At 38.1% G+C, this 25,809-nt stretch carries 17 protein-coding genes; 8 read left to right on the forward strand and 9 right to left on the reverse strand.

What is annotated here, in order from left to right; all coding sequences use genetic code 11:
* The first annotated feature begins 68 nt into the window (after nucleotides 1–68).
* Nucleotides 69–1,988 carry a DNA topoisomerase IV subunit B gene (locus AY601_RS24625; RefSeq protein ID WP_068406587.1) on the forward strand — a complete coding sequence of 640 codons (1,920 nt, stop codon included), beginning with the start codon at nucleotides 69–71 and terminating at the stop codon, nucleotides 1,986–1,988.
* Here the strand turns inward: AY601_RS24625 and AY601_RS24630 are convergent.
* The 4 genes from AY601_RS24630 to AY601_RS24645 form a co-directional block, all read right to left on the reverse strand.
* Nucleotides 1,985–2,998: a YihY/virulence factor BrkB family protein gene (locus AY601_RS24630; RefSeq protein WP_068406591.1), complete on the reverse strand. Its 1,014-nt coding sequence runs from the start codon at nucleotides 2,996–2,998 to the stop codon at nucleotides 1,985–1,987. The two genes, AY601_RS24625 and AY601_RS24630, sit on opposite strands and share 4 nt — an antisense overlap.
* A gap of 32 nt (nucleotides 2,999–3,030) precedes the next feature.
* Nucleotides 3,031–5,322, reverse strand: a complete 2,292-nt coding sequence (locus AY601_RS24635) for a BamA/TamA family outer membrane protein (protein WP_068406603.1) — start codon at nucleotides 5,320–5,322, stop codon at nucleotides 3,031–3,033.
* Between the two features lie 62 nt (nucleotides 5,323–5,384).
* On the reverse strand, nucleotides 5,385–10,403 hold the full coding sequence (locus AY601_RS24640; RefSeq protein WP_068406604.1) for a translocation/assembly module TamB domain-containing protein: 5,019 nt from the start codon (nucleotides 10,401–10,403) through the stop codon (nucleotides 5,385–5,387).
* Between the two features lie 168 nt (nucleotides 10,404–10,571).
* Entirely contained in the window at nucleotides 10,572–11,426 is an 855-nt protein-coding gene (locus AY601_RS24645) for an Rpn family recombination-promoting nuclease/putative transposase (RefSeq protein ID WP_068406605.1), read from the reverse strand.
* Nucleotides 11,427–11,659: 233 nt separating this feature from the next.
* Here AY601_RS24645 and AY601_RS24650 point away from each other — a divergent pair, with 233 nt between their 5' ends.
* Nucleotides 11,660–12,148, forward strand: a complete 489-nt coding sequence (locus AY601_RS24650) for a cytidine deaminase (RefSeq protein WP_068406612.1) — start codon at nucleotides 11,660–11,662, stop codon at nucleotides 12,146–12,148.
* A gap of 104 nt (nucleotides 12,149–12,252) precedes the next feature.
* On the forward strand, nucleotides 12,253–15,459 hold the full coding sequence (locus AY601_RS24655; RefSeq protein WP_068406615.1) for a DNA gyrase/topoisomerase IV subunit A: 3,207 nt from the start codon (nucleotides 12,253–12,255) through the stop codon (nucleotides 15,457–15,459).
* On the opposite strand, the gene AY601_RS24660 is transcribed toward AY601_RS24655, so the two are convergent.
* Together AY601_RS24660 and AY601_RS24665 are read right to left on the reverse strand one after the other, a co-directional pair.
* Complete coding sequence (locus AY601_RS24660) at nucleotides 15,456–16,046, reverse strand: HupE/UreJ family protein (protein WP_068406625.1); 591 nt, start codon at nucleotides 16,044–16,046, stop codon at nucleotides 15,456–15,458. The two genes, AY601_RS24655 and AY601_RS24660, sit on opposite strands and share 4 nt — an antisense overlap.
* 167 nt (nucleotides 16,047–16,213) lie before the next feature.
* Nucleotides 16,214–17,266 (reverse strand): hypothetical protein, encoded by a 1,053-nt coding sequence (locus AY601_RS24665; RefSeq protein ID WP_068406629.1) that lies wholly within the window; start codon nucleotides 17,264–17,266, stop codon nucleotides 16,214–16,216.
* A gap of 215 nt (nucleotides 17,267–17,481) precedes the next feature.
* Between AY601_RS24665 and AY601_RS24670 the strand changes: the two genes are divergently transcribed.
* Nucleotides 17,482–18,642 (forward strand): HmuY family protein, encoded by a 1,161-nt coding sequence (locus AY601_RS24670; protein WP_068406632.1) that lies wholly within the window; start codon nucleotides 17,482–17,484, stop codon nucleotides 18,640–18,642.
* Nucleotides 18,643–18,673: 31 nt separating this feature from the next.
* On the opposite strand, the gene AY601_RS24675 is transcribed toward AY601_RS24670, so the two are convergent.
* Genes AY601_RS24675 through AY601_RS24685 form a run of 3 tightly spaced genes read right to left on the reverse strand, consistent with a single transcriptional unit; the run spans nucleotide 18,674 to nucleotide 21,066 of the window.
* Nucleotides 18,674–19,561 carry a class I SAM-dependent methyltransferase gene (locus AY601_RS24675; RefSeq protein WP_068406634.1) on the reverse strand — a complete coding sequence of 296 codons (888 nt, stop codon included), beginning with the start codon at nucleotides 19,559–19,561 and terminating at the stop codon, nucleotides 18,674–18,676.
* A gap of 21 nt (nucleotides 19,562–19,582) precedes the next feature.
* Entirely contained in the window at nucleotides 19,583–20,335 is a 753-nt protein-coding gene (locus tag AY601_RS24680) for an ABC transporter ATP-binding protein (RefSeq protein ID WP_068406637.1), read from the reverse strand.
* Complete coding sequence (locus AY601_RS24685) at nucleotides 20,332–21,066, reverse strand: MlaE family ABC transporter permease (protein WP_068406641.1); 735 nt, start codon at nucleotides 21,064–21,066, stop codon at nucleotides 20,332–20,334. Before AY601_RS24685 ends, AY601_RS24680 begins: the two co-directional genes overlap by 4 nt.
* Nucleotides 21,067–21,385: 319 nt before the next feature.
* Here AY601_RS24685 and AY601_RS24690 point away from each other — a divergent pair, with 319 nt between their 5' ends.
* From AY601_RS24690 to ispG, 4 genes are all read left to right on the forward strand, one after another.
* Entirely contained in the window at nucleotides 21,386–22,054 is a 669-nt protein-coding gene (locus AY601_RS24690; protein ID WP_068406643.1) for a PspC domain-containing protein, read from the forward strand.
* 20 nt (nucleotides 22,055–22,074) lie between these two features.
* Nucleotides 22,075–23,028, forward strand: a complete 954-nt coding sequence (locus AY601_RS24695; RefSeq protein WP_068406646.1) for a LiaF transmembrane domain-containing protein — start codon at nucleotides 22,075–22,077, stop codon at nucleotides 23,026–23,028.
* Nucleotides 23,029–23,034: 6 nt separating this feature from the next.
* Complete coding sequence (locus AY601_RS24700) at nucleotides 23,035–23,643, forward strand: RDD family protein (protein WP_068406649.1); 609 nt, start codon at nucleotides 23,035–23,037, stop codon at nucleotides 23,641–23,643.
* Between the two features lie 197 nt (nucleotides 23,644–23,840).
* On the forward strand, nucleotides 23,841–25,799 hold the full coding sequence (gene ispG, locus AY601_RS24705; protein WP_068406652.1) for a (E)-4-hydroxy-3-methylbut-2-enyl-diphosphate synthase: 1,959 nt from the start codon (nucleotides 23,841–23,843) through the stop codon (nucleotides 25,797–25,799).
* The last annotated feature ends 10 nt before the right edge of the window (nucleotides 25,800–25,809 follow it).

Here is a 25,809-nt window from a genome sequence, read left to right on the forward strand (position 1 = left end):
TATTTGTTGAAACTTTGATGTTTAATTGAGGTAGCTATTCATTAAATTTGCAGTTCTACACAAAGATTATGGCTGAACCTATATATAACGATGACAGTATACGGTCACTGGACTGGAAAGAACACATCAGATTACGCCCTGGTATGTATATCGGGAAGCTGGGTGATGGCTCCGCTCAGGATGATGGTATTTATGTCTTGCTTAAGGAGATCATGGATAACTCTATTGATGAGTTTGTAATGGGATCTGGCCGTATCATTGATATTACTGTTTCTGATTCTAAGGTGAATGTACGTGATTATGGCCGTGGTATTCCATTGGGTAAAGTAATTGACTGTGTGTCAAAGATCAATACTGGTGGTAAATATGATAGTAACGCTTTTCAGAAATCTGTAGGATTAAACGGGGTGGGTACGAAAGCTGTAAATGCTTTATCGACCAATTTCCTGGTACAGTCTTACCGTGATGGAAAAACGAAAAAGGTGGAGTTTTCAAGAGGGGAGATCACCATGGATCATCCTATTATTGATACCACGCAAAGAAATGGTACTGCTATTACTTTCTATCCTGATGAGACTATTTTCAGAAATTACCATTATATCCCTGATTTTGTAGAAAGTATGATCTGGAACTATGTGTTCCTGAATACTGGTTTAACGGTTAATTTTAACAATCAAAAATACTTATCGGAACGTGGTCTGTATGATTTGCTGCATAAGGTAGCAGATGTAGAAAATATCCGTTATCCGATTATTCACCTGAAAGGGAATGATATCGAAATTGCAATGACCCATGGTCAGCAATACGGAGAAGATTATCATTCTTTTGTGAATGGACAGCATACTACTCAGGGGGGTACACACCAGGCTGCTTTCAGAGAAGCGGTGGTGAAAACTATCCGTGAGTTCTATAAAAAAGAATACGAGGCTTCTGATATCCGTTCTTCCATTATTGCTGCGATTTCTGTTCGTGTGCAGGAGCCGGTATTTGAGTCACAGACAAAAACTAAATTGGGTTCTCAAAATATGGGGCCTGAAGGACCGTCTGTGCGTACTTTCATTAATGATTTTGTGAAGAAAGAACTGGATGATTATTTGCATAAGCATACCGATGTCGCTGATGCTTTATTAAAGCGTATCCTGCAATCGGAACGTGAACGTAAGGATATCGCCGGAATCAAGAAATTAGCGAATGACAGAGCTAAAAAAGCGTCTCTTCACAATAAAAAACTCAGAGATTGTAAAGTCCATTTCAGCAGTACGCACGAAAAACGTTATGAAACTACTTTGTTTATTACAGAGGGGGATTCTGCATCGGGATCTATTACGAAATCAAGAGATGTAGATTGCCAGGCTGTATTCAGTTTAAAGGGTAAACCTCTGAATTGTTATGAACTGACCAAAAAGGTGGTTTATGAAAATGAGGAATTCAATTTATTGCAGCATGCGCTGAATATTGAAGACGGGCTGGAAGGTCTGCATTATAATAATATTGTGATTGCAACTGATGCCGATGTGGATGGTATGCACATCAGGTTATTGATGATGACTTTCTTTTTGCAGTTCTTCCCCGATCTGGTCAGAGCAGGACATGTTTATATTCTGCAAACTCCTTTATTCAGGGTACGCAATAAGAAAGAGACAATCTACTGCTATAGTGATGATGAGCGTAAGAGAGCAATTGAGAAATTGGGAAATAAGCCGGAGATTACTCGATTTAAAGGTTTAGGCGAAATTTCTCCTGATGAATTTGGTTTATTTATCGGTAAAGATATCCGCTTAGACCCGGTAATTCTGAAAGACCAGACAATTAAAAGTTTGCTGGAATATTATATGGGTAAAAATACACCAGACAGACAACAGCATATTATCAGAAACTTAAGAGTGGAGAAAGATACTGTGGAAGCTTTGATCTCTGCTGATTTAGATGCAGCAACAGCGGCAGTTTCTGAAGATATCATTACAGATGAAATTGCAGAACCGGCTTAGGCCGGTTCTGTTTTTGTTTCCTCAGGATGCTGCGGAGGCAAAACATCTACTTTCTTTTCGACCACAGTAATTTGTGTATGGACTGCATATTTACTTGGTCTTATTCCTTTATCATATTTTTCTGCGTAAGCTTGCGTAAACTCAGCTCCGAAGTATAAAATAATGGATGTGTAGTAAATCCACAGCAGGATCACAATAATTGAACTTGCAGCACCAAATGCTGATGCCGGATTTCCTTTTTCAATGTATACCCCAATCAGGTATTTACCTAAACTGAATAGCAGCGCAGTAAATAGAGCACCTATAAGAGCTGATTTCCATCTTAAAATTACATCAGGCAATACTTTAAAAATAATAGTAAATACAGCCGTTACAGCTGCTAAAGTAAAAGCATTGTTCAGGATGTAAATTAACAGGGTCGTCGTCGTATCTGCGACAGGAATAATTTCGCTTATTTTACTTCTGGCTACCAGCTCTCCTAATTTAGAACCAAGCCCGACTACAATACTGTTAATAACCAGGGAAACCAATAAAAGGAAACCCATAGATACAATTAATGAGAAAGAAAGTAATCTGTTGGTCAGCATTTTTAACCATCCTTTTTTAGGAACAGCTTTTACTTTCCAGATCATATTGATACTGTCCTGGATTTCAATGAAAATAGCCGTTGAACCGACAATTAATGTTCCGATACCTATAATCAGTCCTATTGTACTTTTACCGGTAAGATTAGCACTAGTAACAAATCCTTGTATTTGTTTAGCTGCTTCAGCTCCTGCTATTTCGTTGATCTGAGCAAATAATTCTGTTCCCGGATTCAGTTTATCACTGAAAAATATACTCGCAGCTGAAATAACGATAATAATCAGGGGTGTTAAGGAGAAGATCGTATAGTAAGCAAGTGCGGCGCTTAACTTCATCACACGGTCTTCGATAAAGCCTGCTCCGGCCGCCACAAACAGGTGGTACAGTGCAATGAAGAAGCGTTTGATTTGATGTAATACTTTCATTTTAGATAAATGTCTTTAGATTGGATTGGTAGTTAGAATGGATAGCCAATTCCTATGTTATAAACTAGGTTTTCTTTTCTCCAGGTTTTATCACCAAAAGCAACCTGATCGATAACCCATCTTTGTCCTTCTGGTAAGTATGGTTTTCTGATCGGGAAGGCTACGTCTAAACGGACAACAAAAATTTTAGCATCTACACGTAGACCTGCTCCGGTAGAGACTGCCATCTGACTTAAAGAGTTTTTTAATTTAAAACCTGAACCTAGCCTATCTGGATCTTCTTTTCTTAGCCAGATATTTCCTGCGTCAGCAAATAATGCTCCATATAATACGCTAACTAGTTTAAAACGTAATTCTGTATTCAGCATAATTTTTACGTCACCACTTTGATCAGCGAATTGTGTGGTGTCTGGCACTTTATAAGTACCAGGACCAAGTGATCTTGAAGCAAAACCACGGATATCATTTGTTCCTCCTGCAAAAAACTGTTTAACAAACGGCATAGAAGAACTATTTCCATAAGTATAGCCATACCCGAGGTTAAGACGATTCGCCCAGATTACATTTCTATTGATTTTATAATAATCTCTTAGGTCTGTCTCTAATCTTACAAACTGAGTTAATGGCACATTGAAAATTGATTTTTCACCCTTGCCATCTTTTGAAATAAATAAACCCCACAGATTACCTCCAGTTTGTATGTTTCCATTAAAGTAAATATTGTTTCTTCTGGACTCTTCCATTTGATTGGTATAATTGAAGTTATAGCTACTTCCAATTATAAACTGTTTATCCAGGATGTTTTTTAAACCAGGTGTAATTCTGAAAATACTATCTTTTTTAGCGGAATCAATACCTGGTTTTACATAGGTAATTGAAATAGGGTTGAAAGTATGTTCTTTATAAATATTTTCCTTCCATACATATCCGTACTCAGCTTTAAACGAACTTAAATCATATAAAGATCCCCGACTTAACAACTCATAAGACAGAGATGCAATAGTTTTTGGAATGAATGCAGTGGTACTGCTAGGCTTGTAAAAAGGAACAATAAATCTTGGAAAAGTTAATTTTCCCTGTGCAGTAAATGAATAAGAGTTCAGGTTCTTTGCTTGTCCGCTTACCTGTGTTTCAAAACCACCGCTTAAACTTACGTCCAGTTGTTCAGCCCCTCTGAACAGGTTTCTTGTAGTCTGAGTTACTTTTACCTCCGAACCTACAAAATTGTTTGATTTACTGGTTCCGGTTACTGAAAATGACAGAGAATTTTTCTTTAAAGGGGTTAGGTAAATATTTAAATCTAATTGGTCGTTTTTAAAACTGTCAACAGGCAAAAACTCTGCTTTAACAGCTTGAAATGCATTGATATTAACCATTCTGTTTAAAGACTGGTTATGGTCTTTTCTGTTATAAGTTTCACCTTTTTTAAAGAAGACCAGTCTATCAAACAAACGAGGTTTAAATGTTTTTTTATCATCATAAATCTCGAAATCATTATACTCGACAGGTTGCAGCTTCCTCAATACAGAATCCCTTCTTAAGGAATAGTTCGGATATATCTTAATCTCTTTGATTGTATAAGGCTTCAAACCTGCATCAGGCGCTATGTCCTTTACTTTAACAGTAATATTAACCTGGCTTTTTCCAATAGTACTGTCAACTTGAAGAATCAGGTAGTCCGGGCTGAAATAGAAATAACCATTTTCTTTCAGGTCGTTATCCATACGGATCCGTTCATTTTTAAAGACCTCAAGATTATAGAAATCTCCTTTCTTAAGTAAAGTGTTTCCTTTGTTCTGATTAATAATATTGGCCAGATTCCCTGTGTCTTTAGGAAAAGTGATATTATTGATTTTATAACGTGTACCTGTTTGTGCTGTATAAACAGCTTTAGCAGAACGTTTTTTAACAATCGTATCTCCGGTTACTACAGATTGCAGGTATCCCTGGCTAATCAGATAACTCGTTAATATGGCATTATTGCTTTTTAATTTGACATCACTCAATAATACAGGTGGTTCTCCAACTTTTGTTCTTAGCCAGTGGCGGATACCTTTCGGTTTTTTAGGTTCACCAGCAAGGTTATAGATATATAATTTTGGTCTTAAGCCAAGAATCGTTTTATTAGGTGCAGGTCTTGTTTTACTTTCCAAATCACTCTTTACATTCTTTTCATCTGCAATTTTTGAAGAAGAATCGGGATTGATCTTTACCTCAGCGCCTGTATATAAAGTCTGTCCGGGTTTCAGGTATTTAGTATTGCTGCAGGCAGCCCACACTAAACATGAAAAGATTAATAAAGAGGGTAGAATTAGTTTTTTCATTCACTATTTATGTTTGTAAGCATCTGAAGGTTTAAACCTGCAGATGCTTTTGTTTTTTAATCTTATTTTTCGTTTTTTGCTGGTGTAGTATTCACAGCTTTTTCTTTTGGTTTTTGCTCAGTGGTAATCTGATACCGCTTCCTTCTTTTCTGGAAGATCTCTTTGAATTTATTATAATCAACAACTAATGCAAATCCAACACCAGTCTCTATAATCTGGCCCTCAATTACACCTTCGTTCTGATTACGTCTGTAAGCTCTCAAACGGTATCTGCCATCAGCAGAAAGTGCATATTCCACATTCACATTACCTGCAATATTTGTTGCATTTTGCCCAGGCGCCTGCGGGCCTTCCAGACCAAATGAACTACCTACAGTTACTGTTAACCTGTCATTCAGTAGTTTTTTAGATAAGCCTACTTCCAAGTCTGTTTTTTGCTGCAATGAGCCTGAAGAGTAATCTTCAGATGAATTCACACCAAAGTTTATATCTACACCTTTAACCAAATCTGAAGCGAGATTATTTAACTGATCGGTCAGCAAATTACTCACACTTGAACGTGCCATCGAGGAAATACCACCACCGCCACCAACAAGACTCTCGAATGGATTATCTGCAATGAAACGGCCCAGCGCTAATAAAGCAAATACCTGTTTATTTAGTTGCCCTTCATCTCTGTTTATATTCTGTATTTTAGTATAAACAACTCCGCCTAAAGCGCCTTGTTCATTCGCAGGCATATCCAGCTTGAATGATATGGTTGGTTTCATCAGCTGATTTTTCATATATAGATAAACCTGGAAAGGCAGTTTTGTTTTAGCCGGAATATTATCAGGTTGATTCAGCAAATCAATTGGCGCTGCATTAACTTCATACAATGCAGTCAGGTCTACATTCGCTTCAGTAGGCTCTCCTGTCCATATAATACTGCTTCCTTTAACCAGTTTAAAGGATCTTTTAGCTAAGCCACCTATAGATAGGTTATAAGAACCCTCATTCAGATCATAACGACCTGTTAAGCTTGTCTTACCACTAGGATCTATCGTTGCAATCAGGTTAGCTGTTCCTTTTACTTTCAAAGCATCACCATTTGCCGGGTCAACTACCACATTCAGTTCTGCCTCCGGATCAATCTTGATATTGGCACTCAGATTAATTCCTTTAATAGGCGATTTGCTGATACTATCTGCTTTCAGCGCCTTCTGACCATTAAATGGTGCCGCGTCTGCATCAATAAACTGTACAATACCTTCCTGGCTGATTACCGAAGGATCATCAGGAGGTAATGCGAAAAAGAACTTGGTTCCTTTCTCTACCTGAACGTTCATATTGACATCTGGCTGGTTTAAGTCACCTCTTACCTTGATCAGACTGGTTAGGAAAACCGTTCCATAAATCATTTCATTATCCGCTGCTGTAGAATGCAACGCCCTGAAGTTATTAGTTTTGATATCCATATTGAACTTGAAGTTCCTGTAATCTTTCGTCAGGATCCCACCGTTTATAGTGGCTTGTTTATTCAATGAATCAATAATGGTGAAGTTATTGAACTTAACGCCTTCTTCAGTAAAGCTGATCGTCTCATTTGGCATTCTGAAGTATGAATTCACATAAGTTGCATTGAATGCAGCCTGGTTAAATTTAATGTCTCCTAATACTTTTGGTGAAGCGATTGCCCCTTTAATGGAAAGTTGTCCGGTTATCGTTCCTGAACCCTGCTTAATCTGTCCCATGGAAACACTTTCCAATGCTTTAAGGTCTATTTTGTCAATATTTAAGGTAAGATCCAAAGCATTCTCGGCTTTCGTATAATAGAATCCATTTACCCTTAATTCATGAACACCTGTCAAAGCTATATTCGTTTCAAATGCGTTTTCAGTATTGTTATTTACAGCTACCCGTAGCGTTCCCAGCTGATCTTTCTGATAACGAAGATGATCAATAGTCAGGTTGGCTTCGAATTTTGGGCTACCGGTTAACTCCTTCACATCCACTATTCCGTTAATAGCCCCGCCTACTAAAGAACTGTCTTGTTCTGCAAACTTAGTCAATGTTTCTATCTGAAAATTCTTGAACTCTACTTTTAGCGGTGAACCTGGTGTTGAATTCAAACTATTCACACTCAATAACTGCCCGCCTTTGCTCAGGTTAAATTGATTGGCCAGAATACCCGAAGCTCCAAACTGGATAAAGTTTTCTGGCGAAACTGCCCATTTATCATAATTCAAAAGTAACTTCTGCGGATCGAAACTGAACTGGAAGTTTTTATTAATTGATTTAAATGTACCTCCAAGTACATATTTATCTTTCAGTTTACTATCTCTAAGGAAAATGTTAACCCCCAATAGATTATTAGCAGCTTCACCACTTAGTTCTGTATTATATAAAGCGATTGATTTGCTTTGCACATGCTTTACCAATAACTTATAGTTCAGTTTTTGATTGACATTGTCTACAGTAAGGCGTGTACTGTCCACCTGATAATCTCCATAAACAACTTGTGGGATCCAGGCGTTCATGACTAAGCTGTCTTTTTTTGTATCCAGTAAACCACTGATTCTGGAAGGAGAGAAAGTGGTCAGTTCAGGAACAAAGTTTTTAATGAACTTAGGGTTATAAATGTTCATACTAAATCTGAAACGCTGATCCGGTATCTTCGTCACCTCACCAAATGCATAATATTTATTAAGCTGATTGATCATGGCAGGCGCCAGGTTGGTGAGTTGGTATTGTCCATCAACACGTGCACTTAGTAACTCTGATTTTAAAGTTAATAAGGTATGGTTGGCTGTTGCCTGAGCATGTGCATCAATCGTGTCTACATTAAACCTTTGTCCATCCTTAACAAGTTGTAAACCCCTGATGCTTACATCACCATTCAGGTAATTCGGGTCTGCTGTTTTGATATCGGCTTTAACCACACCGGCCATCCTTAATTCTGTAGCACTAAAATTTAATTTCTGCAGATCGACTTGTTTTAAGTTAAGGTCTGCTTTAACTGCAGGGTATTTGTCAGCCATATTTACAAAAGCAGTTAAATTGAAATTAGCATTGGTATCTGCCATTTCACTTTTGATATTCATTTTCTGGCCTGAATAAGTACCGCTCAGCAATAAGTTCTTGTAAGTGTATTTATTATAATAAGCACTTAATAGCTGTGCATTGATCTTTGCATTAGCCGTTTTTGCATCTAAACCTGTTCCATTCACTGTCGCTTTAACACTGATTTTTCCTAACTGAGGCTGCATTTTTAACAAGCGGCCAGCATTAAAGTTATTCAAGTTGATATTTGCAGTATAACTCTCTTTTCCTTTAGGCCCTTTCAGGCTGGCCAGTAATTTGGCTGCACCCATATCTGTGTTGATATTGAAATCCGTATTGAAATTGGTCATGGATCCTTTAAACTTTCCGTTCGCTACAATCGTGTTAGGCAATTCAATATTAGCAGGCAGGGATTTTTTAGGAATAACGACTAAAAGATCTCTTTTTGTTAAAGAGAAGCGCTTAATGTTAAGGTCCAGAAACGTTTTGTTGACATCTGGTAAGCCTTTAGCAGTACCATTCACGTCTATATTTGTGCTTTTCAATCCACTAATCTGCAATTGAGGAATTGAAAGATTATTCATATATCCATTGGCGCGGGCAGTTATTTTAATCTTCTCATTGCGGTATGCTGCTGGAATTGCATCACTGAAATAGGTTGCATCTTTTAAGCCTAATACAGAATTTTTCAGCTGTATGTTTATTTTCACCTTTTCGGGATGTTTTGTTAAATCATCGAGCGAGGTATAGTTCAATGTAGTATTGTTTTCAATATTGGTATTAGGCGTTTTAAAGACAAGATTAGTTAGTTTAACCATTTTATCACTATAGACTACATCACCTTGTAACTTTGAAAGTTCAAAACCACTTCTTTCCTTGAATGCCCCACTTTTAACGTTTACTTTGATTCCGGCCTGACTGTAGGAGAGTGAGTCTGCTGCTAATCCAAGTCCATTGACTTTTAAGTGGTTATAATCCAGTCCTTTTGCGGTAGGTTTTACAGCCAGATTATCATACTGTATATTGTTTTCTGCAAGATTTAATTTGCTAACCAGTACAGCTAACGCAGAAGGTTTTGCAGCAGCACTATCCACGTGTTTTGTTCCGGAAGCATCAGGGAGTGGCTTAAAAGCAAAGAGGATATTAGATTTGTTCAGTGTCGCCTCTTCCAGCTTAAAATCACTTTTAGTCAGGTCGGCAAACAGTTTTTTCAGGTTAAGTTCATTGATGTTTAAATCGGCACGCATGTCTGAAAGCATGTCGTTGAAGTTGATTTTTACATTATTAAAAGTAACGTCCTGAATCTCTACCAAAGGAAGTTTTCCGGTCGCTGTTTTTGCAGTATCAATACTCTTTTCCAAATGGGCCGCCAGTTGGGTAAGTGGTTTTTGCTGCAAATATTTCAGGGAAGTATTTTTCAGCACCAGGTCTTTAATCACATAGTGTTGGTTATCCAGATCAAAGTCTTTAATATTTGTCTGAAATTCTCCAAGATTTACGCTTACATCATTACCTGCAACATCATCACGATAAACAATACCTATATCTTTTAAGCTTATTTTGCTGATCGAAAACTTCATGGTAGAAGTAGTATCCTTTTTTACTTCGTCTTCTGGTTTTTTCTGCTCGGACATAAAAGCATCCAACAAGAAAGAGAAGTTAAATGTAGTATCAGGATTGATACGGGTTACGTTTGCGCGGATTTTCTCCAGCTCAATATTGTTGATTTCAATTTTATTACTGAGTAACTTGAAAAGACTAATATCGACAGCTAATTTCTGTGCATACAATAAAGTGTCGCCTTTTTTATCTTCCATGTAGAATTTGTTGAGCACAATATCCTTAGGCAAGGCAATCTTAATACTTTCCAGACTAACTTCTGTATGGGTTTTATTTTTTAGGTAGCCAATAGCTTTGCCTTTAACGAAGTTCTGAACAGCGGGGATATTTAAAGATATAGCCACTGCGACCACCAATAGTATGATTGTGGCAATAATCCATAGAACGACCTTTAAACTTTTACGTACGTATTTATTCAATTCAAGTAGATTTTGAGAGATTTATGACTAACCAAGGTATAAAAACTATGCCATAAGGCTGTTTTAACCTATAGTATACTACAAATAAACCAAAACTTTGTTTAAATAAATATGACAATATATACATAAAGATCTCGGATCCGGTTCTTTATGTATATAATGAGATAGCTATAAATTATTAATGACTTCTATGGGTAACTTCGTAAACTGAACGATCTTAAGTGTATCAAAATTTTCTTTTTTCATTTCTCTTGCCAGTTCAAGAGAAATTTCGAGTTTCCCTTTTTCAAGGCCTTGTTCAAACTGGTCATCAAGAACACATTGATATTCCCATTTTTTCTGCTGATCTAAATCGTGTATAAACCGTTGTTCGGGTGTTAGTCTGCTCATTTCAGATACATTAAATATTTTTTGAAAGATACGTTTGTCCAGATACTCCGGGATTTTGCCCAGACTTTGCATGTGTTTAAGCATATAAACCCATTTGTCCAGTTCATTCTCCAGCTCATCTTCTTTTTTATCAAATTTAGGTAGTTCCAAAAACTTAAATCCCAGTCCATTGTGGAATATTTCACCTGTGCCCGTGTTAACCAGTGAAATACTCTGCAGATAATGATCGTTTGTGCTGCTTTTCATTTTAAAATCCAGTATAGCAATCAGAAAGACCTCTTTCAACTTGAAATTCCAGTTTTCTTTACCTAGTGATTTTTGCTGGTGGATCAGCCGGCTTAAGTAAAAAATACACCGGTCGCCAAAATTAGAATGTGCAAGCCGCTGCATTTCCACAATAAACTGCTCACCCTGCGTTCCAGTACATAATAGATCAAAAGAGACTTTTCTGTAATCTTGCTCATCACCCCCATACTCCGTTGGACCATAAATAATATCGGTAATGTGTTTCTGTCCTTCAAATATTGCATTTAAAAATCCGATCATAATATCCTTATTCGGCTCACCGCCGAAAAGGTGCTTAAAACCGAAATCTGACAACGGATCAATATACTTGTTCATTTTTTCTGACATAATTCGATTGATTTGTGCCCAACTTACTCTACATTTCTCTATTGTTGGTAATATTTATCTATATTAGAAATAATATGTTTTATTATTACATGTGCTTGTGTTATTTAGGATCTGTTCAAATTAACAGCGTATATTGTGAGCCCTAATTTTTATTGGGATATAATTGTTCTCTAATGGTTTACCAGGCATGAACATCAATAATGATGTCTGCTGTATTTTAATTTTAAATTGATATGAATAACTTAAATATTTCCATTGCTTATGAATCCTACGATCAGTTAGAAGAACTGAATGCAGCCGATCAATCCTTATGTATACAAGCAAAGGAAGCATTAAAGACCTCTTACTCTCCATACTCCAAGTTTAAAGTTGCCACTGCGGTAAGGCTAAATGATGGTGTGGTCGTTTCTGGAAGTAACCAGGAGAATCTGGCCTACCCATCCGGACTTTGTGCAGAACGTGTGGCTCTTTTTACAATTGGTGCCACTTATCCTGATGCAATTATAGAAACGATGGCGATTACAGCCCATACCGATAACTTTAAAATTGAACAGCCTATTACTTGCTGTGGTGCTTGTTTACAAGTTATGGCCGAATTTGAAAGAAAACAAAATAAAGAAATAGAAATACTTTTTTATTGTCTGAATGGTAAGATTCTAAAAGTGAAGGGTATCAAAAGTTTGCTGCCTTTTGTATTTGTAGAAGATCGTCTGGCTGAATAACTTCGAAATCCAAGCAGCACATCAGTTTTTTAAAACTGTTGGGAAATTGTGTTCTCAAAATTTGAGCGGATGCCTTATCTTTACGCCATCCAAACCCTTTCTTAATGAGCGACGAATTAGATAATAACGTAAACGAAGAGACAAAACATACCGTAATACCTATTAATGGCCTTTACGAGAACTGGTTCCTCGATTATGCCTCTTATGTAATTTTAGACCGGGCAGTACCCCATATTAATGATGGACTGAAACCCGTTCAGCGTAGAATTATGCACTCGCTGAAAGAAATGGACGATGGACGTTTCAACAAGGCAGCCAATGTGATTGGAAATACCATGAAGTATCACCCGCACGGGGATGCTTCAATTGGAGATGCCATGGTGCAGATTGGTCAGAAGGATTTGCTGATTGACTGTCAGGGTAACTGGGGAGACCCGATTACCGGAGACAGTGCAGCTGCGCCACGTTATATTGAAGCACGTTTGTCAAAATTCGCCACAGAAGTCGTTTTTAATGCAGACACAACCATCTGGCAATTAAGTTATGACGGACGGAATAATGAACCACTTACTTTACCTGTAAAATTCCCGCTGCTATTGGCGCAGGGAGCTGAAGGAATTGCAGTAGGTCTGGCTACTAAGGTTATGCCGCATAACTTTATTGAGTTACTTGATGCCTCTATTGCTATCCTGCAAGGTGGAAAACCCAATATCCTTCCCGACTTTTTTACCGGAGGTATGGCAGATTTTTCTGCTTATAACGAAGGAATGCGTGGTGGTAAGATTCGGGTCCGTGCTAAAATCACTGAAAAAGATAAGAAGACCCTGGTCATTACTGAGATTCCTTACAGTACAACAACGGGTTCTGTGATTGACAGTATTCTTTCTGCCAATGATAAAGGTAAAATCAAAATCAAGAAGATTGAAGACAATACTGCCGCACATGTGGAGATTGTGATTCAACTTGCTCCGGGTATATCACCGGATGTGACTATAGATGCACTTTACGCATTCACTTCTTGTGAGGTTTCTATTTCTCCGAATACTTGTATTATTAAAGATGATAAGCCTCAGTTCCTGAGTGTAAATACTATCCTGATAGAAAATACTCAGAATACTAAAAATCTGTTAAAACAGGAGCTTGAAATCAAACTGCATGAGCTTCAGGAAAAGATTTTCTTCAGTTCTTTATTGAAGATCTTCATTCAGGAAGGAATGTACAAGCATGCTGAATATGAGAATGCAAGTAATTTCGATGCCGTAGTAGAAGTACTGAATATCTTGTTTGCCCCGTTCAAGGAGCAATTGTACAGAGAAATCCTGCCAGAAGATTTCAAGAAGCTGATCGATAAACCGATGAGCAGCATTACCCGCTTTGATGTTAAGAAAGCGGATGACCAGATGAAAGCATTGGCGGATGATATTAAAGTAGTGAAAAATCACCTTCGCCATCTAACTGATTATGCGATTGCATGGTATCAGAAATTGAAAGATAAATACGGAAAAGGCAGAGAACGTAAAACGGAGATCCGCCTGTTTGACAGAGTGGAAGCTTCCAAAGTTGCTTTAGCCAACGTTAAACTTTATATGAACCGGGAAGATGGTTTTATCGGAACGGGACTTAAAAAAGACGAATTTATTGCTGACTGTTCTGATCTGGATGAAATTATTGTATTCAGAGAAGATGGTAAATGCACGATTACTAAAGTTGCAGATAAAACATTTGTGGGTAAAGGAATTGTTTACGCACACGTATTTAAAAAGAATGACGACCGTACCATTTATAACCTGATTTACAAAGATGGAGCAAGTGGTACTTCTTATATTAAACGTTTTGCTGTAATAGGGGTGACCCGTGACAAAGAATACGACTTAACAAAAGGAAGTAAAGGGTCGAAGATGTTATATTTCACGCCTAATCCAAATGGTGAGGCTGAGATCGTTACCGTACTGCTTAAACCGCATACTAAGCTAAAGAAATTACAATTTGATATAGACTTTGCGGAAATTGCTATTAAAGGACGTGCTTCTCAGGGAAACATAGTTTCTAAATATCCTATTAAGAAGGTTTTATTAAAGAGCAAAGGTGTTTCTACATTGTCAGGTTTGAAAATCTGGTATGATGATTTATTAAGAAGATTAAATGTTGATGGAAGAGGTAAATACCTGGGTGAATTTGATGGTGACGATAAAATCCTTCAGGTACATAAAGAAGGTTGGTATGAACTGAGTTCTTTTGAATTGAGTAATCATTTTGATGCTGATCTGCTACTGATTCAGAAATTTGATCCTGAAAAAGCATTCGCAGTTGTGCAGTATGAAGGAAAGGCTAAGAATTACTTTATTAAGCGCTTTGTCTTTGAGCCTATTGCAATAGGAAAAAAACAAACGCTGATCAGTGAGGAAACCGGGTCCAGGTTCCTGCATCTGACCAGTAATCCTGAAGCTACCTTAACGGTAGATGTATTAAAAGGTAAAACACAGATTCCTGAGACATTAGAAATTGTGCTTGCAGATTTTATAGACTTAAAAGGTATCAAAGCTAACGGTAACCGGTTAAGTCAGCATGAGGTGAAAAATATTACAATCAGCAATGCGGAGGAAAATGAGCTTGTTCTGGAAGAGGAGGTTAAAGAGAGTACTGTTGTAGCAGAGGAAGTTTCTGGAGATGATCAGGAGCCTTCAGCTAAAGCAGGATTAATTGAAACTAAGACTGAAACGGAGGATAATGAAGCTGAGGATGATGAGGCTGAAACCAATGGTGAAATTACATCGGTTCAGGAAGAAACCACACCAGTTGACGATATTTCTGAAGAAATAGCCGAAGAAGTAATTATTGAAGAAGAAGTAATAGCTATTGAAGCTACTACTATAGAGAAGCAAGAGAACGCTTCTATAGTTGAAGAGAAAAAAGAGGTTCCTGTTGTTAAAAAAGAGTGGGTTAGGCAGGAGAATGTAGTTCAGCCTGTTGAAGAAGCAGATAAAACTGTGCGAACTCCGGTAAAACGAACAAAGAAAGCAGAATTACCAGTTACTCCAGAAGTGGAAGAAACACCAGTTGTTTCTGAAAAAGCCGAAGTGCCTGTTACCCCGGAAGCGGAAGAAACACCAGTTGTTCCTGAAAAAACAGAAACACCTGTTACTCCTGAAAAAACAACATCACCGGCAACTAAGCCAGCGAAGCCAAAGAAAACTGACGATGCTAAAAGTAAAGTCACTAAAGAGGCATCACTCAATAAAAATGTCAAACTCGAGATCACTAACCCTGATGATGTAGAGATCGATGATAAAGGTCAGCTTGGCTTATTCTAACGGAATAAGTCAGGCCACCGCTCTGCGGCCATAATAAAAGAGATACCAAATATTGCGGAAGACAGGAAGAAATTCCAATTCCATTTTTTGACCTTGAAGATATTGATCAGGGCAAAAGAAATCAGCAATATACCAGTGACGATAATAATCTGACCGAATTCCAGCCCGATATTGAAAGCAAATAACTCTGCTACAATATTGGTGCTTTTACCCAGCAAGCTATTCAGATAATTGGAAAAACCCATTCCATGGATCAATCCGAAGAACAGGGCAAGTATATACTTCAACTGCACACCCTTGGGCCTTGATGATTTTCCACCAAGTATATTCGAAGTTGCTGTAACTAATATCGTTACCGGAATCAGAAACTCAATCAGATTAGTTTTGACTGTAATTACCTTGAATACACTTAAAGCAAGTGTGATACTATGGCCAATCGTGAAAGCGGTAACCAGTAATAATACCCTCTTCCAATCTGTTAAAGTATACGCTCCACACAATACGATCACAAAAAGAATATGATCATATCCCTTCCAGTTTAATATGTGTTGCCAACCCAATTCGAAGTATAAAGAGAAATCATGCATGAACCAAACTTATTAATTTTAATTAACAATGAAAGTATAATTGTTGTGTCTCGAGGCAAAGGAACGGTTATATTACAGGATAACCGTTTTAGATATTCGATTTTGCAGGAATAAAAAAACGCCCTGTTAATTGTTAACAGGGCGTTTCTTGTAGAAAATCAACAGAACTACTGATACTGTATGTATACAGGTACCGGTGTAAGTTTCAATAACTCTTCAGGTGTCATTAATCTGTTTGGTGCTTTTTTCAAATCGTTCTTATAAAACAATTTGAAACCTGTGAACTCTACCGGTTCGCTGAAAATGAAGTGACGGTAAGTACCTTTTTTAAGGTCTGGCTCTCCCCATCCATCCATATGCATTACGATTTGAACCTCAGGACGTAATTTGATATTCTTGTAATTCGTAATCATTTTCTTTGTAAAACGGTGAACAGTAAAAACCTTTGGAGGCAAATTGTATTTTTTTACCAGGTTAGCAAGGAATTGTGAACAGTAATTGATATCAGCAGCATCATATGTACCTATTCTTTTTCCTGGTTTCACGCCTTCTTTCATAGAGAATTCAGGATCTATACCTAAATGGACATTTGGCATTTTCAGATATTTTTCCAGCAAAGGCAATTCATCTCTGATCGTACTTAACGATACTTGAATATCAAGAAACACAATCATGTTTTTGCGCATTCTTGAAATAGCCAGTACAGAATCAATTTGTTTATCCGGCATTCTGAATCTATGCTTGCCATCTTTACCAGGGTCACCCTGAGCTACAACAGCTATATAATGTAAAGCAGGCTGAACAGGGGTAGAAGGATCAGCCTTTTCCCATTTCTTAACTTCAACATCCAGTCTGGATAACATTTCCTTAGGTGCGTATTCACCTAAAGCACCCATTCTTTTTGAATATATATTTCCGTAGTAAGCAATAATCCTTTTGTAAGGTAAAATAGCACCAGGCAGTGGATAAGGCTGAGGTTTAACCGGCCATCTTCCCGTAGTATCTCCATGTGCAAGCTTAAGCATTAAAGCGTTATATTTTGCAGTGTCAATAGGCTTACGTGAGGTATCAGTCACAGCAACTTCCGAAGAATCTCCTGATGCACTTATAGTCGTTTTTGTTTTTTCACCTTTTTTATCAGTACCGGAAGTACAATTGGCAAAAAGCGTGACTGTTGTAAATGCAATTAATAATGTTCCCGCGAGTTGTGGTATTTTCATAGGTTATAAAGTGATTTAAATATGAATTCGTGTGGTTGCAAAACTACACATTCGGCTGACAAAATCTCAAATCTGTAAAAAAATTATCAAATTAATAAGAGCCAGGCCGCTGAAGCTGAGATAATCTGCCTGCCCCGTACCAGATTTGTGAAAAATTCAAGGTCAGGAATATTATCTTTACGCTTCTTAGCGTTTTAGAGGATTAGAGATTTAACATGAATAAAAACAATATATTTATGATTTGCTGCGGTGTGGTTTTTGCATTTGCAGGATGTAAAAAAGACAGTGTCGACTACAAATATCCACAGCCATTTGCCGGACAACAGGTGACACTTCCTGGTGTAGCCGGAACTGAGCTAGGCCTGAATGCCGCTAATAGTGTTTTTGTCGATTTCAGTAAAGGCGTGGTGACTCCAATAAGACGAGCGAACTGGGATCTGGGTCTTTATCCCGGAGCAGATTTTAAAGCTATTCTTAACCATACTATGGGGGCAATGGCTTACGACACAGGGAAGCAAAATTTTGCTGATGTGCAACAGAAAGATTCTATTGATTTTGTAGATAAAATGAAGCTTGGTGTAGCAGGGAGCGGAGTATATGTAGATCCTGTAACTGGTACTGCAGCTGATTATTTAGCCAAACTAGTCACCATAAAAGTAGGCGCATCTGAGGGAGCGAGTAATATTTATATTGTTAACAGTGGTTATGCAGGTCTTCCGGAAATGACTACCCTGGTACCGGCTACTCCAACTACACCAGTTATTCCATCTGTGCCAGTTAAAAGACCATGGTACAAAGTGAAAATTTACCAGGGGACTAATGGTTATCGCATTAAACATGCGAGGATGAATATTGATAATCCTTCTTTTACTGAGTTTGTAGTCAATAAAGATCTTTCCTATAATTTTAATTTTTTTAGTTTCACCAGCCCGTCCGCGGTCGGAGAACCCGCACAATCACTATGGGATATACAATGGACATGGACCACTTCTACCATAGCCGATGCAAGTGCCACAGGTACAACAGCCGTGGCAACCCATGATTTTGTACTCATTAACTTTTTGGGAGGCGTAACCGCTGCTGAAGTGAAGATTGCAGATCAGACTGCAAATGAATATGAAAACTTTACTAAAGAAAAACTGGCAGGGATTACTTATTTAAATACGCGTGAGGCCATTGGCGTAAAATGGAGATCATTGACTACAGATGGAAGACCAGTAGTTAACAGAGATCGTTTTTATTTGGTTAAAGATGCAGATGGAAACGTTTATAAACTCAGGTTTGTAAGTTCCAGTAATGCTGACGGTGGAGTAGCAGGTGCGCCTGTTATCGAATATAGATTGGTGGATGCGGCAATAACCCCCGGAACTACCTGATTGAGCTCAAAAGCAATAATACTTTCTCTTGTTAAGAAGAGAAAGTATTAAATTTTCCAAATACGCCCAGCGGTAATTTTATCCCTGAAGTAGCCTGAAGATATAACTCACCAGTTTCAAGGTTTTTTACCTGAGGGAAAGAAGTCTTGATCAGATTTTCTACAATTACAGAAGAGAATCCCAGGGAGTACGTATTCAGAATCAGGAAGTGTTCCTCCTCATCCAGTAATTGTACTACATCCTGCATCATTTCCTGAATATGATCTTCCAGTTTCCACTTTTCTCCATTCGGGCCATGACCGAATGCAGGAGGATCTAAAATAATACCATTATATTTTTTACCACGTTTCAACTCACGTTGTACAAATTTTAAAGCATCTTCCACAACCCATCTTACATCTTTCAACTGAGATAATTCCTGGTTCTCATTTGCCCAGTTCACTACCTGTTTGATCGAATCCACGTGTGTTGTATCCGCACCTGAAGCTTGTGCAATCAATGATGCTGCACCTGTATAAGCAAAAAGGTTAAGTACTTTCGGTTTTGGATTTTTGAACTTTTTAATAGAAGAAGAAATGTAATCCCAGTTTACTGCCTGCTCAGGAAAAACACCTACATGTTTAAATGAGGTTAAACCAAGGCGCAGGTTAATTTTTACCTCATCATTCTTATATTCCACATTCCAGCGGTCAGGAACATTTCCAGCAGACTTTACCCATTCTCCAGAAGTCGCAGAACGACCTTTAAACCTGATATGTGTTAATTTTTTCCATTCCTGTTCCGGAAGCATTTTCTTCCATACAGCCTGAGGCTCAGGTCTGCAAAGGATAAGATTGCCAAAGCGCTCTAATTTTTCAAAATCTCCACAGTCAATCAACTCATAATCTTTCCAGTGCGTGGGGGTAAGTAGGCTTATCATAAATATTTTTGTACAATGTTATTAAAAGTTTTTCTTGGCAGCTTTCATGAAACGGCTGGCAAAAACAAAATCATTAAGTTCTGCTATGTCTGTATGGGCGATTTCTTTATTAGAACCTTCCCAGAATTTTTTTCCTTCGTGTAAGAAAAGAATATAGTCACCAATACCCATTACCGAGTTCATATCGTGGGTAACTACAATAGTAGTGGTATTGTATTCTTCTGTAATTTCCTTAATCAGCTCATCAATAACGATAGATGTTTTCGGATCGAGACCTGAATTAGGCTCATCAACAAAAAGATATTTTGGGTTCATGGCAATTGCACGGGCAATTCCCACACGCTTTTTCATCCCTCCTGAAAGTTCTGCCGGAAAAAGTTTGTTTTTACCTTCCAGGTTGACCCTTTCCAGACAAAAATTAACACGTTCCAGTTTTTCTTTAAAAGCGTGATCGGTAAACATATTCAACGGAAACATGATATTTTCTTCTACAGTCATGGAGTCAAAAAGTGCCGAACCCTGGAAAAGCATACCGATCTCTTTACGGATTTCAATACGCTGTTCAAAATCCATATCAATGAATTCTCTTCCATCATATTGCACACTTCCTTTTTCGGGGGTATGCAAGCCTATCATGCATTTTAGCAAGGTAGTTTTTCCTGAACCTGAACCACCAATGATCAAATTCGTCAACCCTTCTTTGAATATACCTGATATACCTTTCAGGACAGTATTGGACCCGAAAGATTTTTCAATGTCTTTGATTTCGATCATAATAATAATTGGGTTACAATGTAATCACAAGCCAGGATGCTGATACAGCTTACTACAACTGCCCTTGTACTTGCCTGAGCAACTTCTAATGCACCACCTTTGACGTAAAAACCTTCGTAAGCAGGAACCGTAGTAATGATGAAACCAAAAACAAATGCTTTGACCAGTGCAACAACGATAGTATAAGGATTAAAATCAGTAGTGATACCCTGGATATATTCTGCCGGAGTTACTGCCCCTGACAAAGTACCACCTAAATAACCACCCGTTATACTTAATACCATCGCAAAAATTACCAGAACAGGAACCATTGTAATTCCTGCAATCAGTTTAGGAAGAATCAGATAACCAGGTGAATTGATCCCCATGATTTCGAGTGCATCAATCTGTTCACTCACCCGCATGGTACCAATTTCCGAAGAAATCGCGGAACCAATTTTACCCGCAAGTACAATGGCTGTAATAGTAGGACTGAGCTCAAGAATACTGGAATCACGCGTTACCGAACCAATAATAGTTTTAGGGATAAAATCACTCACCAGCTGGAAGGCGATCTGTAAAGTCATAACAGCCCCGATAAAAGTAGAAATAATGGCAATTAAGCCAAGAGAACCTACTCCGACAAAGTCCATCTGTTGAAAAATGGCTTTAAGATATATTTTAAACTTTTCGGGCTTTCTGAAAACTGCCTTCAACAGCAACAGATATTTACCAAAATTGGTGAAGTTCATTCAGTAAGAAATTAGCTAATGTATTAATACTATAATAATACAAAGAAACAACAAAAAATGTTGTGGGTTTGTTTATTTCAAAAAAATATTCTGCTATTTGATGAATAATGCGGTTTTTTGCAGCCAATTAGGGCTGGATCTATAGAATTGTCAATGACAGGAAAAAATGCTTTGCAGTCTTTTGTAACTAAATAGAACTTGCTCAGTCTTAATTGTGTATTGAGGCTTAATCAATGTTTATAGCTTGTGAAACTTAAACATAATAAACGTTGTTAAGACCGTTAATAATTTTATTGTTACTAATATAGGAGAGTGATTTATGGAAAACAGATTGTTAAGAAACGAACATGACAAGATAATTGCAGGCGTTTCATCGGGATTAGCAGAATATATGCAGGTAGATGTAACTATCATCCGGTTATTATTTGTGTTGTCAACTATATTTTTGGTTGGAACTGGTATCCTGGTTTATCTGGTGATGTGGATTGTAGTGCCGGTAAATAATGATCCGGCTGCGAGATTTTCAAAGTTTAATGATTATTTCAAGAAACAGAGTGATTTTCAGGGATTTAATACGCCGCCGCCATTTGGGCAGCAACCGCCATCTGCAGCAGCAGGAAACCCGGATGTGAAAAGTGCACCCGCACAGGACTGGCAGAATCCGTTAGATTTTAAATCTTTGCCAAAAAATAACGATACAGGACGGACTGTCGGAGGATTAGTCCTTTTGGTAATCGGTTTATATTTTTTAATGAATGAGTTTAATCTGATCCCTTATTGGTTCAGGTTAGGTAAATTATGGCCTTTATTGTTTGTTGCGATCGGTTTAAGTTTCATCTTGAAAGCGAAACGACAAAATAAATGGGAAGACTGGAAAAAAGAACAACCTGAGGATTTAAATACCACAGCAGGGCAACCTGCAACAGAACAACCTGTTGCGCAAGAGCCTGCAAAACCTGCAGACCAGACCCCAGAGAATCAATTGTAAACCCCCTAACAAATAATCTTATGAAACTTAATAGAGTGATGTGGGGCGTAATACTACTGTTTGTAGGTGCTGTCCTTTTATTAGAAAACTTTGACGTAATTAATTTTTACTGGAGAAATGTATGGAGCTTCTGGCCTGTATTCCTGATTATTGCCGGAGTAAATATCCTGTTCAACAGAAACAAATCGGAGACAGGAAACATAATTTCTCTAGCTGTACTGGTATTGATGCTTGGTTTTGTGTTTTACAGGGGGCAGCAGCCTCCGCATAACAAGAACTGGATAGGCGATAGGCTGACGAAAGACCTGGACCTGGATTTAGATAGTGCAGGAGATGATGAAAGTCAGAATATCAAATTTACAGAACCATTTATTGTTGCAGACAGTTCAAAAAAGACTGTACTTAATATTTCTGGCGGTGGAACATCTTTTAATTTGAAAGGGGAAACTGAAGAGCTCATTACAGCTGACGTAGAACGCAAAAACGGCAATTTCATTTTACAAAAAGAGACTTCTGATTCTGTGAATACAGTAACCTTTAAAATGAAAGATAAGAAAGGCAACTGGTCTCTTGGAAATGGAGGGAACAATGTTGATTTAAGGCTGAATAAAAGACCTGAATGGACTGTGAATATGAACATGGGTGCTGGTGAGGTAGATTTAGACCTGAGCGATTATAAGGTGAGAAGTTTCAGGTTTGATGGTGGTGCGGCTTCTGTTGATCTTAAGGTAGGTTCTTTATTGCCTATCACCGATGTGGTTGTGAAAACTGGTGTTGCCTCGATAGAAATTAGTATTCCTGAAGCTTCAGGTTGCAGAATTAAAACAAAAACCGGGCTTTCTGCAAAGGATTTCCCTGGTTTTATCAAGATTGATAATAATAATTATGAGACTTCAAATTATAACGGATCTGCGAAAAAGATTTTTATTAATCTGGATGGTGGATTGAGTAATTTTGAAGTAACCAGACATTAAGAGCTATTGGAATCAAATTATGTTGTAGTCGTTAATGGAAAGCCTGAGGGGCCATACGATTTTGAGCAGTTAAAGCATATGACTATTGTAGCGGGCACCTTTGTAAGGAAGCCCGGAATGGACGATTATAAAGAAGCGCACGAGTTCCCTGAACTCCGTGCGCTTTTTGGTTTTAGCTATGAACAGACTGCCCCGCAGTATTTTGCTTCGTTTGATCAGCGTTTGCTGGCGGCTGTAATTGATTATTTTATTTTGTTTTTGGTTTACATTGTGCTGTTACTTTGCTGTTTTGTTTTTGTGAAGGGGCAGGGGGAAAGGATTTCTTTTGCTTTGTTGTTGTTACCATTGATTCCAGTGTTTAAATTCATTTATGGTGTTTTTGCAGAGGCTTCTGAGAAGCAGGGGACAATTGGGAAAAGACTGTTAAGTATTAAGGTAACGGATATGGGAGGGGCAAGGGTAAGTATTGGTTTGTCTTTCTTAAGGAACCTGGGCAAGGTCTTATCTGTTGCTCCATTTTTTTTTGGGTATCTATATAGTTTTTTGAATAAGAAGCAACAGTGTTTTCACGATGTTGCTGCAGGCACTTTGGTCATCAAGGATCGCCTGATCTAAAAATAAAAAAGGAATATGGCTATTCCTTTTTTATTTTTTCTCTTCCACCATTTATTGGGATTACAGGGCTGTTTTGTTGTGTAAATTCAAAACGTGGCTTGTGTCTATTCCTTATTTGACTTGACAAAGTTTAACATAATCTTTATATTTTTGATGTGAATTCACATACAAAACATAATCTTTATCTTTGTACCCTTATGGAAAACGTAGCAGCACAAAAAGAATTAGCCGGAGGGTATTGTAATCAGCTAAACCAGTATTCCAGGTTCTTAACACGTGAGGTTTCTATAGGAGATATTCCTATGGGTGGGTTGAATCCGATCAGGATACAATCTATGACCACTACGGATACTATGGATACGCTTGGGACCGTAGAACAAACCATCAGGATGGTAGAGTCTGGTTGTGAATATGTGAGGATTACAGCGCCTAGCATGAAGGAAGCTGAAAATCTGGCTAATATTAAGAAAGAGCTGAGGTTCAGAGGCTATAACGTTCCTTTGGTAGCAGATATACATTTTACACCAAATGCTGCTGAAGCTGCTGCCCGTATTGTGGAGAAAGTAAGAGTTAATCCAGGTAATTATGCGGATAAGAAACGTTTTGAAAATATAGAATATACACAGCTGGCTTATCAGGCTGAGCTGGAAAGGATTTATAAGAAGTTCTCACCCCTGGTAAAAATTTGTAAGGAATACGGTACTGCAATGCGTATTGGTACAAATCATGGCTCGTTATCAGACAGAATTATGAGCCAGTACGGAGATACACCACGCGGAATGGTGGAATCTGCTATGGAATTTATGAGGATCTGTGAGGACCTGAATTATTATAATCTGGTGATTTCCATGAAAGCGAGTAATACACAGGTGATGGTCCAGGCTTATCGTTTACTGGTAGAAACCATGGTTAAAGAAGGGATGAACTATCCGCTGCACCTTGGGGTAACTGAAGCTGGTGACGGAGAGGATGGAAGAATCAAGTCTGCAGTGGGTATTGGTACTTTACTGGAAGATGGTTTAGGGGATACGATCAGGGTTTCTCTGACTGAAGATCCTGAATTTGAAGCTCCGGTAGCCAAAGCATTGGCCAATCGTTATGTAAACCGTGCTTTAAATATGGTGGAGAATGAAAAAATTGAGATCAGGGATTTACCTTATAATCCTTATGAATATAACCGCAGGGTGACTTTACCAGTGCAGCACATTGGGGGACACCATCATCCGGTAGTGATGCTGGATGTGTCTTCGAAAAATTTAAAAGATCCTTATTTCCTAACCGAAGTTGGCTACAAATACAGCGCAGGGCTGGATAAATATAATATGGCCGATCAGGCCTGTGATCTTGTTTATTTAGGGGATGAACTACCTTCTTTTTCTTTCCCGGGGAATTTACGTCAGATTTATAATTACAGCACCTGGTTAACACTGAAGGATAAAAGCAATTGTCACCCGTTGATTAAACTGGAAAATTATGCAGCGGTGGTTCAGAGAGATCCTATACTGAACCTCGTTATTGTCAATGCAAAGAACTATAGTAAAGCATTGCTACCTCTATTGGATAAAACAGTGGTGCTGGTACTGGAAACTTCTGCTGAGCAAGGAACAATAGAACAAAGAGCCTTTTTTATTGACCTGCTGAAGAGCGGTAATCAGATTCCGGTTATTATAAAGAGATCTTATGCTGCAATTAGTGCGGATGATCTGCAGTTATATGCGGCGACTGATTTAGGCGCCTTGTTTACGGATGGTCTTGGGGATGGGGTTTGGATTGATGCTCCTGAAGCAGTAGGGCTTCCGGTTATGAACTCTACAAGTTTTGGAATTCTTCAGGCTACCCGGACGAGGATTTCTAAAACAGAATACATTTCTTGTCCAAGTTGTGGCAGAACATTGTTCGATTTACAGGAAACTACCCAGTTGATCCGTTCCAGAACTGATCATTTGAAAGGGATCAAAATTGGGATTATGGGCTGTATTGTGAACGGACCTGGTGAAATGGCAGATGCTGATTATGGGTATGTAGGTACGGGCCCCGGTAAAATTACTTTATACCGTGGTAAAGAAGTCGTGAAAAAAAATGTGAATTCTGCCAAAGCGCTCGATGATCTGATAGACCTGATCAAAGAGGATGGCAATTGGACAGAAGGGAAATAAAACTTTATAA

Source organism: Pedobacter cryoconitis (assembly GCF_001590605.1).
GTDB classification, from domain to species: Bacteria; Bacteroidota; Bacteroidia; order Sphingobacteriales; family Sphingobacteriaceae; genus Pedobacter; species Pedobacter cryoconitis_A.